The 14,118-nt window shown below is 61.0% G+C and carries 15 protein-coding genes and 1 tRNA gene; 7 read left to right on the top strand and 9 right to left on the bottom strand.

Annotated features, from left to right (window positions below):
* Nucleotides 1–13: 13 nt before the first annotated feature.
* Together K3759_RS01600 and K3759_RS01595 are read right to left on the bottom strand one after the other, a co-directional pair.
* Nucleotides 14–1,129, bottom strand: coding sequence for an FAD-binding protein (locus K3759_RS01600; RefSeq protein WP_259983937.1), 1,116 nt, complete (start codon nt 1,127–1,129; stop codon nt 14–16).
* The gene (locus K3759_RS01595) at nt 1,126–2,577 is read right to left on the bottom strand and encodes an FAD-linked oxidase C-terminal domain-containing protein (RefSeq protein WP_259983936.1); all 1,452 of its coding nucleotides are present in this window, start codon (nt 2,575–2,577) and stop codon (nt 1,126–1,128) included. Before K3759_RS01595 ends, K3759_RS01600 begins: the two co-directional genes overlap by 4 nt.
* 185 nt (nt 2,578–2,762) lie before the next feature.
* On the opposite strand from K3759_RS01595, the gene K3759_RS01590 reads away from it, so the two are divergent.
* Nucleotides 2,763–3,119, top strand: a complete 357-nt coding sequence (locus K3759_RS01590) for a hypothetical protein (protein WP_259983934.1) — start codon at nt 2,763–2,765, stop codon at nt 3,117–3,119.
* A gap of 11 nt (nt 3,120–3,130) precedes the next feature.
* Here K3759_RS01590 and rlmH read toward each other — a convergent pair whose 3' ends face one another.
* From rlmH to K3759_RS01575, 3 genes are all read right to left on the bottom strand, one after another.
* Nucleotides 3,131–3,601, bottom strand: a complete 471-nt coding sequence (gene rlmH, locus K3759_RS01585) for a 23S rRNA (pseudouridine(1915)-N(3))-methyltransferase RlmH (protein WP_259983932.1) — start codon at nt 3,599–3,601, stop codon at nt 3,131–3,133.
* A gap of 23 nt (nt 3,602–3,624) precedes the next feature.
* Nucleotides 3,625–3,996: a ribosome silencing factor gene (gene rsfS / locus K3759_RS01580; protein ID WP_067631153.1), complete on the bottom strand. Its 372-nt coding sequence runs from the start codon at nt 3,994–3,996 to the stop codon at nt 3,625–3,627.
* Between the two features lie 184 nt (nt 3,997–4,180).
* Nucleotides 4,181–5,536, bottom strand: a complete 1,356-nt coding sequence (locus tag K3759_RS01575) for a mechanosensitive ion channel family protein (protein ID WP_259983930.1) — start codon at nt 5,534–5,536, stop codon at nt 4,181–4,183.
* A 277-nt stretch (nt 5,537–5,813) separates the two neighbouring features.
* Here K3759_RS01575 and leuC point away from each other — a divergent pair, with 277 nt between their 5' ends.
* Nucleotides 5,814–7,220: a 3-isopropylmalate dehydratase large subunit gene (leuC, locus tag K3759_RS01570; RefSeq protein ID WP_259983928.1), complete on the top strand. Its 1,407-nt coding sequence runs from the start codon at nt 5,814–5,816 to the stop codon at nt 7,218–7,220.
* 38 nt (nt 7,221–7,258) lie between these two features.
* On the opposite strand, the gene K3759_RS01565 is transcribed toward leuC, so the two are convergent.
* Nucleotides 7,259–7,474, bottom strand: coding sequence for a DUF2945 domain-containing protein (locus K3759_RS01565; protein WP_067268510.1), 216 nt, complete (start codon nt 7,472–7,474; stop codon nt 7,259–7,261).
* A gap of 80 nt (nt 7,475–7,554) precedes the next feature.
* Between K3759_RS01565 and leuD the strand changes: the two genes are divergently transcribed.
* On the top strand, nt 7,555–8,160 hold the full coding sequence (gene leuD / locus K3759_RS01560) for a 3-isopropylmalate dehydratase small subunit (protein ID WP_243262040.1): 606 nt from the start codon (nt 7,555–7,557) through the stop codon (nt 8,158–8,160).
* Here the strand turns inward: leuD and K3759_RS01555 are convergent.
* Nucleotides 8,157–8,300 carry a hypothetical protein gene (locus tag K3759_RS01555; RefSeq protein ID WP_259983925.1) on the bottom strand — a complete coding sequence of 48 codons (144 nt, stop codon included), beginning with the start codon at nt 8,298–8,300 and terminating at the stop codon, nt 8,157–8,159. The two genes, leuD and K3759_RS01555, sit on opposite strands and share 4 nt — an antisense overlap.
* A gap of 135 nt (nt 8,301–8,435) precedes the next feature.
* Between K3759_RS01555 and K3759_RS01550 the strand changes: the two genes are divergently transcribed.
* The 4 genes from K3759_RS01550 to K3759_RS01535 all read left to right on the top strand — a co-directional run bounded on the left by K3759_RS01550 (nt 8,436) and on the right by K3759_RS01535 (nt 11,693).
* Entirely contained in the window at nt 8,436–9,266 is an 831-nt protein-coding gene (locus tag K3759_RS01550; protein WP_259983923.1) for a hypothetical protein, read from the top strand.
* Nucleotides 9,267–9,289: 23 nt separating this feature from the next.
* Nucleotides 9,290–10,258 carry an endonuclease/exonuclease/phosphatase family protein gene (locus tag K3759_RS01545; protein WP_311199020.1) on the top strand — a complete coding sequence of 323 codons (969 nt, stop codon included), beginning with the start codon at nt 9,290–9,292 and terminating at the stop codon, nt 10,256–10,258.
* 68 nt (nt 10,259–10,326) lie between these two features.
* Nucleotides 10,327–11,433: a 3-isopropylmalate dehydrogenase gene (leuB, locus tag K3759_RS01540; protein WP_259983922.1), complete on the top strand. Its 1,107-nt coding sequence runs from the start codon at nt 10,327–10,329 to the stop codon at nt 11,431–11,433.
* Nucleotides 11,434–11,616: 183 nt separating this feature from the next.
* Nucleotides 11,617–11,693: transfer RNA gene (locus K3759_RS01535), tRNA-Pro, on the top strand.
* A gap of 51 nt (nt 11,694–11,744) precedes the next feature.
* On the opposite strand, the gene K3759_RS01530 is transcribed toward K3759_RS01535, so the two are convergent.
* Together K3759_RS01530 and K3759_RS01525 are read right to left on the bottom strand one after the other, a co-directional pair.
* Nucleotides 11,745–12,503 (bottom strand): MauE/DoxX family redox-associated membrane protein, encoded by a 759-nt coding sequence (locus K3759_RS01530; RefSeq protein WP_259983921.1) that lies wholly within the window; start codon nt 12,501–12,503, stop codon nt 11,745–11,747.
* 155 nt (nt 12,504–12,658) lie between these two features.
* On the bottom strand, nt 12,659–14,056 hold the full coding sequence (locus tag K3759_RS01525; RefSeq protein ID WP_259983920.1) for a sensor histidine kinase: 1,398 nt from the start codon (nt 14,054–14,056) through the stop codon (nt 12,659–12,661).
* Between the last annotated feature and the right edge of the window lie 62 nt (nt 14,057–14,118).

Below are 14,118 nucleotides of genomic sequence, written 5' to 3'. Positions count from 1 at the left end.
GAAGGCTCCGAAATTATGCGCTGTGGGCCAAGGCTGGGGCATTGAACAGGCCGCGCGGGTCGAACTTGGCCCTCAGTCCCGCCGTCAAACGCGCCACGCCCGGTGCTTCGGGTTCCTGCCGGGGCAGCGTCTGCGCCGCGCCTTCGGCCCGCAATAGGGTCGCGTGACCGTCATACCGCCCCAACCGCGCGCGCAGGTCGGTGCCGGGGGCCATGCGCAGCCAGATCAGCCCCCCGGCCCAGTCATAAAGATGCGCTTCGGCTCCGGCCTTTGCCGCGAGCGCCGGTGCCTCAGTCGGACGGCAATGCACCCGCCAGACATCCCCCGGCGCCCCATGAAAAGCCGCCACATCACACAGGTCACGCCAAAGCGTGGCGGAAGGCTCTGCCGCGATGTCTGCAAGCTCGGCACCGGTTGGCGAGAGCAGATCTTTCAGCCTTCCGAGCCTGTAAGTGACGGAACTCTCAAACCCCTCCAGCCGCAAAGACGTCCGACCCTGCGCCGGGTCATGGGCCGCGGCGGTAACCTCGAAAGGGCTGCGCATGGCAAGTGCCATGGCGGCGATGGCGGCACGATCATCCAGGCCCGAGAGCATAAGCGTCGCGCTGGTTTCTGGTTCGGGCAGTACCTTTAGCGACACCTCGGTCAGCGCGCCCAATGTTCCGCGCGACCCGGCAATCAGCTTGACCAAATCATAGCCAGTGACGTTTTTCATCACCCGGCCCCCGTTTTTGATGACGTTCCCTTGCCCATCGACAAAGCGCACGCCCAATAGGAAATCTCGCGCGGCCCCAACGGCGAGCCGTCGCGGCCCGCTAACGTTGGCGGCAAAGACCCCACCGATGGTCGGCGTGCCGCTGCCGCCCATAAGCGCGCGGTGGTCCATTGGCTCAAAGGCCAGCCGCTGGCCTTCGGCGGCCAATGTCGTCTCAATCTCGGAGACCGGCGTACCTGCCTGCGCCACCAGCGTCAGCGCGCCCGGCTCATAGAGGCTGATGCCTCGCAATCCCGCAAGCGACAGGTCCGCCCCCGGCCCGGCCATGCCGCGCGTATTGCCGCCCCGCAAGGACAATGGCGCCTGCGCGGCTCGGATCGCATCGACCAATTCTGCCTCAGAGGTTACCGTCACGCGGCCACCGATGTGCCGCTGCCGCGCCGCCCTTCCGTGACATCCAAAGGAAAGACCTTGGCCGGGTTCAACAGCCACGCCGGGTCAAACACATCTTTCACCGCCAGCTGCGCCTCAAGATCCGCCGGGGCATATTGCACATGCATCAGATCGCGCTTTTCGATGCCCACGCCGTGCTCCCCGGTCAGACAGCCGCCCGCCTCGACACAAAGCCGCAGGATATCCGCGCCGAAGGCTTCGCACTTTTCCAGATCACCGGGTTTGTTAGCGTCAAACAGGATCAGCGGGTGCATATTGCCGTCGCCTGCGTGAAAGACGTTGCCGACTTTAAGGCCATAGCTGTCCGACATCTCGCCAATGCGCCGCAGCACCATCGGCAGCTCGTTCACCGGGATCGTGCCATCCAGACACATGTAGTCGTTGATCTGCCCCATCGCACCGAAGGCCGATTTGCGCCCCAGCCAGATCGCCGCGCTTTCTTCGGCGCTGGTGCTTTCGCGCAGTTCCACCGGGTTGTGGCGGCGGGCGATCTCGGTGATCAAGGCAAGCTGGTGATCGATCTCGGCGTCGGAGCCTTCGACCTCGACGATCAGCAGCGCCTCGCACATCGGGTAGTCTGCATGGGCGAAAGCCTCTGTCGCCTCGATACAGGGGCGGTCCATGAATTCGATCGCAACCGGCAGCACCCCGGCCTTGATGATGTCACTGACACAGGCACCGGCCACGGCATTGTCGTCAAAGCCCATTAACACGGGCCGCGCGCCTTCGGGTTTGGGCAGGATGCGCAGGGTGGCTTCGGTCACCACGCCCAACTGCCCTTCGGAGCCGCAGACCAGCCCCAGAAGGTCCAGCCCGCCTGCATCCATATAGCCGCCGCCGATCTCGACCACTTCGCCATCCATCATCACCATCGTGACGCCCAGCAGGTTGTTCGTGGTGACCCCGTATTTCAGACAATGCGCCCCGCCGGAGTTCATCGCGATATTGCCCGCGATGGCGCAGGCCAGCTGGCTGGACGGGTCGGGCGCGTAGAAAAAACCGTCCTCCTCCACCGCGCCGGTCACGCTGAGATTGGTGCGCCCGGTCTGCACCCGCATCAGGCGGTTGTCATAATCGACCTCTAGCACTTCAGCCATTCGCGCCACGCCCAGCACCACGCTATCCGCCGTCGGCAGCGCCCCACCGGCAAGCGACGTGCCCGACCCGCGCGGCACGATCGGAACGCCCTCCTCATGGCAAATGCGCAGCACGGTCGAGACTTCTTCGGTGCTGGCAGGCAGGGTCACGGCGAGGGGCGGACATTTGTATGCAGTCAATGCGTCGCATTCATAGGCGCGAGTCTCATGCACATCGTCAATCACGGCATTCTGTGGCAATGCCGCGCGCAGCCGTGCGACGACATGCGCCTTGCGCGCAATGATCCCGGCGTCGGGTGTTGGCATCTCCATCACAGTCCTCCTCTTACCGTGCAGCATAGGCCTAGTGCTGCGGGTTTGACCAGTTTGCCGTGCCACTTGTGCAATTGCACCACTAATTCGCAGCATCACGGTGAATTGCGCAACACCCCTATTTGCTCACCTTGGAACCGCCGCAATATGCGCTATATTCAGTCTGTTATTTTAGGTGGTCTCACATGTTCAAACGCAGCCTCATCCTCGCCTCGCTGGCCTTTGCCACGCCGGCTTTGGCCGATCCGCCATCTATATTGAATGTCACGGTTGAGCAGCTTGGTGACCTTTGGAAGTTTGACGTCACCATTCGCCACAACGACACCGGCTGGGACCATTACGCCGACGCTTGGCGCATCCTCGATCCGGATGGGGCGCCACTGGGCACGCGCAACCTGGCCCACCCCCATATTAAAGAGCAGCCCTTCACCCGCTCGTTGTCAGGCGTGCGCGTCCCTGATGGAGTGACTGAGGTGAGCATCCAAGCGCGCGACAGTATCAGTGGCTGGTCTTCCGACGTCGTGACCATTCCGCTGCCCTAACCGCGATCCCGTCAGACCCGGTGGTAAGGGCCGCCCGATAGAATCGCCGCCGCGCGGTAGAGCTGTTCGGCCAGCATGACCCGCACCAGCATATGCGGCCAAACCATCTTGCCAAAGGAGAGCGCGTGATCCGCCTCTGCGCGAAGACTGGAATCAATGCCATCCGCACCGCCAATGACAAAGGCCAAATCGCCTCGCCCGGCATCACGCCATGTGCCAAGACGTTCGGCGAAAGTGGGGGAGGTTTCGACCTTGCCGCGCTCATCCAACACGCAGATCACCGCCCCTTGGGGGATAGCGCGCCGCAGCAAAACGGCCTCGGCAGCCATGCCGCCGTTTTTCTTATCTTCCATCTCAACCACGCGCGCGGGGCCAAGGCCCAGCCCGCGCCCGGTCCGGTCAAACCGGGTGAGATAGTCATCGACAAGAGATTTTTCGGGACCGGCGCGAAGCCGGCCCATAGCGCAGATATGTACCCGCATGGCTTAGTCCCGCAAAAGCAGGATCAGTGCGGCATGACCGCAGCCGCGTCTTCGCCGCCCAGCCACATCTTTTCGAGCTGATAGAACTCGCGGACTTCGGGGCGGAAGACATGCACAACAACGTCGCCTGTGTCGATCAAGACCCAGTCGCCGGTTTCGCGGCCTTCCATCTTGGACGTGCGTCCGGTGGCGTCTTTGACGGCCTGTGCCAGCTTTTCCGAGATCGCCGAAACCTGTCGCGTGGAGCGGCCCGAGCAGATCACCATATAGTCGCCGATGGCCGTTTTGCCGCGCAGATCGATCTGCACGATGTCTTCGGCCTTGTCGTCATTCAGCGAGGAAAGGATAAGCGCCAGCAGGTCGTCGCTGGTTGCGATTTGCGAGGCGGCAGTCATTGCGGCCCCATGGTCAGCAGCCTGCGCTGCGTCAACGTTAAGAGACAGGACATTGTCCTCCTTCGTAATGCACCGCCAATGCTGAACGCTTGCCCCGGTGCCGAGCCCCCCTAATTTAGCGATATAGGCCAGATTTTTCAATGGACCCTATGCGTTCCGCGCCAACCGTGGCGCAAATCCCCGCTTAGTCAGGCAAATTCTGCGTCGCTGCGGCCCGCGAGAGCGCCAATTGACTGTCTTCGATGATCTTCACTTCGCGCTGCGGGAAGGGGATCGAGATGTCGTTTTCCTTGAACGCGTCCCAAAGCGCCAGGTAGACATTGCCACGAATATTGGTCAGCCCGCCGGTCGGATCCTTGATCCAAAAGCGCAGGATGTAATCCACCGACGAATCGCCAAAGCCTACGATGTGGCAGACCGGCGCCTTATAGCTCAACACCCGGTCGACGCCCTTGGCCGCATCAACGGCCAGTTTGCGCACCACATGCGGATCGTCGGAATAGGCTGTGCCGAAATAGATATCAAGCCGCACAAAGTCGTTGGAGTGCGACCAGTTCACCACCTGCCCCGTAATGAGGTCTTCGTTCGGGATCAGATATTCTTTGCCGTCCCGCGTGACCACAGAGGCATAGCGCGCGCCGAGGGTTTGGATCCAGCCAAAGGTCTCGCCCAGACTGATCACGTCGCCCGGTTTGATCGACTTGTCCAGCAGAATGATCACGCCCGAGACGAGGTTCGACACAACCTTTTGCAGACCAAAGCCAAGGCCTACACCGATCGCACCTGACAGCACTGCAAGCCCGGTCAGGTCGATCCCCACGGCTCGCACCCCGATGAAGAACGCCAGACCGTAGAGTAGGATCTGCACCCCCTTCACGGCCAGCACCTGCATGGAGGGGCTGATGTCCTCATTCTTGCGGATCGTCGCGGCGGTGGTGGTGCTCACCAGCCGCGCCATGGTCAACAACGCGCCCACCACGACCAGCGCGGTGAGAACGGTCAGCACCGAAAGCCGGAATTCACCGATGGTCAGCGCCACGCCATCCAGAAACACCGCCACATCATCGGCGACATTAAGCATGTAGAGCGTGGCGTAGATCCACAGCCCCCATGTCACCATGCGTCGCAGCGGGCGGTTGCGCACCAGCCGCGCGGCAAAGGCGATACCGACATAGATCGCCGCAAGTGTCGCCGCCAAACCGATGAGATAAGACCGCGATGGCCAAGTGACATTCTGCATCACCTGATACAAAAGCCCGGCCAGCAGCGCGAACCACATCAGCCCCAGCCGCCGCTTGACCTGCACCACCACACGAAGCTGCCATTTTGACCAGCCTTCGCGCGAACGGACCCAGTTTTGCAGCATCACGCCGGTGACCCGGTGCAAAATCCACGCCAGCGCCACCAAGGCCAGCAGGATCAAAATCTGGTTTTGCCGCCACCCGGGGCTCAGGACACTTTCGCCAAAGCCCAGAACACCGTCGAACAAAGCCTGTAGCGAAAGAAGGAAGTTCGAGAAGGGGTGAGTTTCAGGGATCATATATAGCCTTCGCACTTAAGGAAGATCACGGTTACACAGCCTCCCCCTCAGGGCAAGAACCGCTGCAAAGCCTACCCCCCTCATCCCCCACGATGCCACCTTGCGAGACTCACTCAGGGTCTATATCCAAGGTCCCATGATACTGGTGTTTGATCTTTGCGACCGTGCGCGTCTGCGCGAACGCTTTTTCGGCGCGACGCATAGCGTTCTGGCTCGACTATAAGCCAGCCCTCTTAGCCAGACCCTTAGCCATTCCAAACCACGGGAGAGGACCATCATGTCCCCCAAGACGCTTTACGATAAAATCTGGGACGCCCATGTCGTCCACGAAGCCGATGACGGCACTTGCTTGCTGTATATCGACCGTCACCTCGTCCACGAAGTGACCAGTCCGCAGGCCTTTGAGGGGCTGCGCATGTCGGGCCGCACCGTCCGCGCACCGGACAAGACCATCGCCGTGCCGGACCACAACGTGCCGACCACCGAGGGCCGCGAAGACCCCGCCGCGATGACCGAAGACAGCCGCATTCAGGTCTCTGCGTTGGATAAGAACGCGCGCGAGTTCGGCGTGCATTACTATCCCGTCTCGGACGTGCGCCAAGGCATCGTGCATATCGTCGGCCCCGAGCAGGGCTGGACCCTGCCCGGCATGACCGTCGTCTGTGGCGACAGCCACACCGCGACCCACGGCGCTTTCGGCGCGCTGGCGCATGGCATCGGCACATCGGAGGTTGAGCACGTGCTTGCCACCCAGACGCTGATCCAGCGCAAGGGCAAGAACATGAAGGTCGAGATCACCGGCAAGCTGCGCCCCGGCGTCACGGCCAAGGACATCACCCTGTCGGTCATCGGCGCCACCGGTACGGCGGGCGGCACCGGCTATGTCATCGAATATTGCGGCGAAGCGATCCGCGACCTGTCGATGGAAGGCCGCATGACCGTCTGCAACATGGCGATTGAAGGCGGCGCACGCGCGGGCCTCATCGCGCCGGACGAAAAGACGTTCGAGTATTGCAAAGGCCGCCCCCATGCGCCGAAGGGTGCCCAGTGGGAAGCAGCGATGGACTGGTGGAAGACGCTTTTCTCTGACGAAGACGCTCATTGGGACAAGGTCGTCACGCTGAAGGGCGAAGACATCGCGCCGGTCGTCACTTGGGGCACCTCGCCCGAAGACGTGCTGCCAATCACTTCGGTCGTCCCTGCGCCCGAGGATTTCAAAGGCGGCAAGGTCGACGCGGTGAAACGCGCGCTGGAGTATATGGACCTGAAGCCCGGCCAAAAACTGACCGACATCCAGATCGACACGGTCTTTATCGGCTCCTGCACCAATGGCCGCATCGAAGACTTGCGCGCCGCGGCCGCGGTGCTGAAGGGCAAGAAGATCAAGGACGGGCTGCGTGCCATGGTCGTGCCCGGCTCAGGCCTCGTGCGTGCGCAGGCCGAGGAAGAAGGACTGGCGGACATCTTCCGCGAGGCCGGTTTCGAATGGCGTCTGGCGGGTTGTTCGATGTGTCTGGCGATGAACCCCGATCAGCTCGCCCCCGGCGAACGCTGCGCGGCCACGTCAAACCGCAACTTTGAGGGGCGTCAGGGCTATAAAGGCCGCACGCACCTCGTATCGCCCGGCATGGCCGCGGCGGCGGCTCTCACTGGTCACCTGACCGACGTGCGCGAATTGGCGTGACCGACCGGGGCGTGGATACCGGGCGCGTTGCGCAGGGCTCAGTCGGCCTTGCGCAACTCGCTGCCGGACTTCAGCACTTCGCTGCCGTCGTCCTGTTCGATCTTATAGGCCGGTTCGTCATCACTCGCTTTGCGGGTCACCTCGCTGCCCTGCAGCTTAAGCGTGATCTTCTGCGTGTATTTTTTGACGATCTTGCCGGTCCCGGTGCCATTGCCCCAGTCCCACTCTACTTTCGTGCCGGTTTGGTACGACATGCCATGCCCTCCTGATACTCCATTTGCTTAGAACGCGCCGCTCAGCAGCGCGGTTCCCGCACTCTCCGAAGGATACCCCGATGGAAAAGTTTACAGAAATCACCGGCACCGCGGCCCCCATGCCGCTGGTGAACATCGACACCGACATGATCATCCCCAAGGTCTTTCTCAAAACGATCAAACGCTCCGGCCTTGGCGTGAACCTGTTCGACGAAATGCGCTATGACCGCGAAGGCAACGAGATCCCCGATTTTGTGCTGAACCAACCGCAATACCGCGACGCGCAGATCCTGGTGGCGGGCGACAACTTCGGCTGCGGCTCCTCGCGCGAACACGCCCCTTGGGCGATCAAGGATTTCGGCATTCGCTGCGTCATAGCGCCCAGCTTTGCCGACATCTTTCATAACAACTGCTTCAAGAACGGCATCCTGCCCATCGTCCTGCCGCAAGAGCAGGTCGACGTGCTGATGAAGGACGCCGAAAAAGGATCGAACGCGCGGATGACCATCGACCTCGAAGGCCAAACCGTGACCACTTCGGACGGTGAGAAATTTCCCTTCGAAGTCGACGCATTTAAAAAGCATTGCCTGCTCAACGGTCTGGACGACATCGGTCTGACACTTGAGAAAGGCGCGGCGATCGACAGCTACGAGGATTCGCTTGGCCAGAGCCGCCCTTGGGTCTAAGTATTTGCTTTTAATTTAACCTGTGGGCGCAAATCCAGCGCCCACAAGATGTTGCGGCCTGCCATCAATCCGCCACGGAATTGATGCAAGAAGGCACCACCCTTTCCCTCAAAATACCCCAGAACTTTGCTCATCTTCATGCGGAGCCTTGAGGCATGTGCGGAAAGAAGGCAAAAATTGGACAAGAATGAGGCAAGCTCCAGCAATCGGGGCCATCAAGTTGGGACAAGCACGCGGCAATGTACCGCGGCTGACCAGTTTGGAAGGGCAGAACAGTGATCGGACGTATGACAGGCGCGGCGACGCGTGGCCTACTGGTGGCGCTATTGATAGCCACACCTGCGCTCCTCCTGCCGGGTGCCGATGCGGAATCGAGTCAAATCACCGTGCTTCTCGCTTGCGTCGCAGCGATCCTGACCTTCATGGAATATAACTCCCGCCAGCCCAGCATTGTCGAATTCCGCGATGCGCCGCCGTTCAACCGTTTACGGTTTATCAGCCTGCTTTTTACCATTCTCGTGCTGTCACTCATCGCAAGAGGTCAGGCGACCCCTACCCTGCTGACTGCCGCACTGACCTCCTTAGGTACAATTTTAGGAAATTCGCTCGATTTTCCCTATTCTCCGGTCCGACTGGTGGTGCTGATGATGCCCGCCGACGCCCCATATGAGGCCGTCAATCTCATCCGCACAGCGGCAGGGCTGGCCTATCTCGTTTCGCTCATAGCTCTGGCGACCTTTGTCGTGTTGGTGCGCGTCATGGGCTGGCCCGCCCGCCATGGCGCTTTTAACGTCTGGGTGAACCTGCCGCTCTTTGATCCAACCGCTGGCGGCGACGTGCTCTACCGCCTGCAACGAGATGCGCGGATCAACATCGCGCTTGGGTTCCTGTTGCCCTTCATCATCCCCGCAGTGGTCAAAGCCACGGCCGATCTGATAGATCCAATCTCACTGAGCAATCCGCAAACCATGATCTGGACAATAAGCGCATGGGCTTTCCTTCCGGCCAGTATGATCATGCGGGGCATCGCCATGGGGCGCGTGGCCGAGATGATCCACGACAAACGCCGCCGCGCCTACGCCGAAGCGCATATGCAGGCCGCCTGATCCGGCTGCTGCTGCCAGCGCTGGTGCTGCTGGCGGGTTTCGCGCAGGCCGACCCGCTGCGCATCGCCACCTTCAACACCGAACTTTCGCGCAAAGGTCCGGGCCTTCTGCTGCGCGATATCCTGCGCGACGATGACCTAAGCGTGTCTTCCGTGGTGCAAACCATCACCGCTGCCAATCCCGATATCATCGCCCTCCAAGGCATCGACTACGATCTCGAACTCAGCACCCTCGATGCCCTCGCCGATGCCCTCACCGCTGCTGGTGCGCCCTACCCCCACCGCTTCGCCGCGCCGCCCAATGCGGGTCGTCATAGCGGTGTCGATCTCGAAGGAGACGGCAAGCGCGGCGGCCCCCGCGACGCCCAAGGCTACGGCCGTTTCTTTGGCCAAGGCGCCATGGCCATCCTCTCGCGCCACCCGATCATGACGGCGCAGCTCCAAGACTTCAGCGCCCTTCTCTGGCGCGACCTTCCAGGCTCACTTTACCCGATTATCGATGGCGCCCCCTTTGCTGGAGCCGAGGCCCACGCCACGCAGCGCCTGTCGTCCAACAGTCATTGGTCTTTGCCCATCCAGACATCCGATGGCCCCATCACACTGCTGACCTACCATGCCACCCCGCCCGTGTTCGACGGCCCCGAAGACCGCAATGGCCGCCGCAACCACGACGAAACCATCTTCTGGGTCCACCACCTTGCCGGAGTGATCGGCACCCCGCCTACACATCCCTTCATTCTACTGGGCGATGCCAACCTAGACCCGACCGGCGGCGACGGGCGCGGAGACGCCATTGCCGCCCTCCTGTCCCACCCCGCACTGCAAGACCCGCAGCCCGACCAGCCCACGGTCAACTGGCCACAAACCGGCCCGATGCGCGTCGGCTACATCCTGCCCTCCCGCCACTGGCAGGTGGTCGACGCAGGCCTCATCTGGCCCCAGGGTGACGCCGCAAGCCGTCATGCCCTCGTCTGGGTCGATCTCACCCGCTAAGCCCCGCTAGCTTGACCCTCCGGAACCCGCAGGCTACCCATCAGCAACCGTATTTTCAGGAGTTTCCCATGGCCAACCCATCCTTGCTCATCCTCCCCGGCGACGGCATCGGCCCCGAGGTTATGGCGCAGGTCACGCGCATCATCGACTGGTTCGGCGAAAAGCGCGATCTGGCCTTCGATGTAGAGCATGATCTGGTCGGCGGTGCCGCCTATGACAAACACGGCACGCCCCTGCATGACGACACGATGGCCCGGGCTCTCGAAGTCGACGCGGTGCTCTTAGGCGCGGTGGGCGGTCCACAATACGACGACCTCGATTTCTCCGTGAAACCCGAACGTGGCCTTTTGCGTCTGCGCAAAGAGATGGACCTTTTCTCCAACCTGCGCCCGGCACAATGCTTTGACGCGCTGGCCGATTTCTCCTCGCTGAAAAAAGACATCGTCGCCGGTCTCGACATCATGATCGTGCGCGAACTGACCTCAGGCGTCTATTTCGGCGAACCGCGCGGCATCTTCGAGGAAGGCAACGAACGCGTCGGCATCAACACGCAACGCTACACCGAAAGCGAGATCGAGCGCGTCGCCCGCTCCGCTTTTGAGCTCGCCCGCCGACGGGGCAACAAAGTCTGCTCCATGGAAAAAGCCAATGTCATGGAAAGCGGCATCCTGTGGCGCGAAGTCACCCAGCGGGTGCGCGACGCCGAATACCCGGATGTCGAACTCAGCCACATGTACGCCGACAACGGCGCCATGCAACTGGTCCGCGCCCCCAAACAATTCGACGTCATCGTCACCGACAACCTCTTCGGCGACATCCTCAGCGACTGCGCCGCCATGCTGACCGGCAGCCTCGGCATGCTGCCCTCCGCCAGCCTCGGCGCGCCCAATACCGATGGCCGGCCCAAAGCCCTCTACGAGCCCGTTCACGGCTCCGCCCCCGACATCGCGGGCCAAGGCAAAGCCAACCCGATCGCCTGTATCCTCAGCTTCGCCATGGCGCTGCGCTACTCCTTCGATCAAGGCGAAGAGGCCGCCCGTTTGGAAAAAGCCGTCGAACAGGCGCTGGCCGACGGTGCCCGCACCCCCGACCTGATGGGCCCCGAAGGCGGCACCCCCATTACGACCGAGGAGATGGGCGACGCGATCCTCAAATCGCTCGACGCAAGCCTTTAAAAACCACGGCGGGGTTCGCGCCCCGCCCCTTCCCCTTCATCCTTTCTTAAATACCCGCGGGGGAGCAGCCGAAGGCTGCGGGGGCAGCGCCCCCTCCTCTTTGAATTCAACGCGCACCCTCTAAATCCATAGAACTGACCAATTGCCAAACACCCCAAGCTGCGCTATGCGCAGCACATCGGTCGGGCTGTAGCGCAGCCTGGTAGCGCACCTGCTTCGGGAGCAGGGGGTCGGAGGTTCGAATCCTCTCAGCCCGACCAGATATCCCCCCTGATCAAAGTTCGTGCTGCCCTCTCAGATCGCCAATCTGCTCAACCGTAGACTTTGATCAACATCCAGATCCCCATTCCCAGCATCATGACGTTCTCGGTCAACGAAACAAACCCCAGCGGCACATTGCTCGACCCGCCGACGCAAGCACATTTCAATTCGCGCTTGTCGATATAAACCGCCTTGATCACCGAAGTCGCGCCGATCGCGCCGATGACGATCGCCACGGGGGCCGAGAGCCAGGTCAGCGCGCCCGCTGTCATGAGTATACCGGCCAGAGCCTCGCCAAAAGGGTAAACCTTACCATAGGGCACCCAACGCTGCGCCAGCAGATCGTAGTTGAGAAACATTGTCGAAAAGCTCTCGATGTCCTGCAGCTTTTGCACCGCAAGGAAGCACATAGAGATCGAGATGAACCACTCAAACGCCCGCAGGGTGAGGATGTCGCCAAAGGCATACCACGACAGGGCCAGTGCCATCAGAAAGGCCACTCCGAAGATCGCAATGACCGGCTGATAGCTCGTGTCAGATTGTTCGTCTTTAGGTCGATTCACGCCAAAATACACGCGCAGATCGTCATACCCCCCGATCCGCTCCCCGTCGATATAGGTCTGTGGGGTGGTATCGACGCCCTCTTGCGCCATGAAGGCGTCAGTCTCTTTGCGCGTCGTCAGGTGATGGTCCTCAACGATATAGCCCCGCCGTTCCAACAGGTCTTTCGACTTCAACCCGTAGGGGCAAAGATGTTGCTTCATCACCATCCGGTAAAGCGTTGCGGTTTTGCCCTGTGCCTCAGCCATTATGCCCTCCTCATCATCTGTTCAAACGACGCTGCTAAAGAGGAAACGAGCTTCCAGCGCGGGAAAGTTCCGCAAAAGGTGGATTTAGGTGCACATCAAGATACAGCGCCGCCGCAAACGGTTCAGCGCGGGGACACAGGGGCGCAGGGATTGCCCTAGTTGGTTTTACCCAAATGGCTAGGAGGGATGGTGACCGTCCAGGTCAGCGCGTCGTCACTAGTGACCGTATCCGCCGACCCGTTGACCATAGCAGGGGCCAGCACCGAAAGAACCTTGCTGCCAAACCCTGATGTTCTTTTGACGGATGGATCAAGGGTGATCCCCGTCTCGGCCCATTGAAACCGCAGCCCACCCTCTTTGGTGTGCGACCAGTGACATTGGATATGCCCGCGCCCGTCGCTCATCACGCCATATTTGGTGGAATTGGTCGCCAGTTCGTGCAGCGCCATACCGATCAATTGCAACGCCTGCGGACCAAGTGCCACGGAGGGGCCAGCCACATCCACGACCTTGGTATGCTCATGCAAAAATGGGTCCAACTGCGCGCGGACCAATTGCCCAAGGTCCACCGATGACCAACCACCATCGACCAACAAGTCGGTCGAACGGGCCAGCGCCTGAATGCGATCCCCGAAAGATTTGTTGAACTCTGCCAGCGACGAAGCGGAGTTCGCAGTCTGCCGCTGCATCGCCGTCACCAGGGACAGCATGTTCTTTGCGCGGTGAATAACCTCCCGCGAGACAAGATCACGCACCTCTTCGGCGCGCCGAGTGGCCGTTACATCATGGTGAATGTTCGAGATTGAAACGATATCGCCGGAAAGCGTTCGGATCGGCGTGCAGGCAATGGTCACGTGGCGCTTTGTGCCATCCTTGGCGATGCGCACCGCATCGAACTGACGCAGGCTGCCTGACATGATCTGATCGCGATACTCAAGCACGCTTGTTGGCCAGTCCGCCGGAAAAAGCAGTTCTACTGACTGACCCAAAGCCTCTGCTTCAGTATAGCCATAAAGCCGTTCGGCCGCCGGGTTCCAGCTGATGATGCGGCCCTCAAGATCGTAGGTCAGGATCGCCTCGCCCGTGGTGGCAACCAGCGCGGCGAAGGTCTCAGCCTGTACATGGGCGCGCTCAACATCATCATGGGCCATGCGCCGCGTCGTCACATTCCGGTGTTGCAGCAGCAAACAGGGCGCACCCTGGATCGTCATGCGGTTGGCATTCAATTGAAACCAGCGCCGCACGCCCGGCCCGTCACAGGGATACTCCCCCTCAAAAGACGTGCCAGTTTTCAAAGCTTGCCTCAGCCCGTCCAGAACAGCTTCGGCCTGCACCACGGAATCCATCACCGCCGCTTTGCAGATGTCGAAGTAATTGGCCCCCACATAATGCGTCCCGGCGTCACCGTCGTTCTCTTCGCAAAAGAGCTTCCATGCCATATTAACCGCCACAATCTTTCCTGTGGCGTCAAGGACGACCACTTCGTCGGTCATCGCCTCAATCAATTCAAAATGGCTGGCGTCGAGCGTTACGCTCTGAGGGCTTTTCAACATATGAGCAGCATAGCGCAGTTCTGAGGCTGGCTAAAGTTAACTTAGGTTTAATTGTTAAGGCC

Source organism: Sulfitobacter sp. W027, assembly GCF_025143985.1.
Classification (GTDB): domain Bacteria; phylum Pseudomonadota; class Alphaproteobacteria; order Rhodobacterales; family Rhodobacteraceae; genus Sulfitobacter.
Note: the sequence above shows the minus strand (reverse complement) of the source record. Positions and strands in the feature narration are given on the sequence as shown.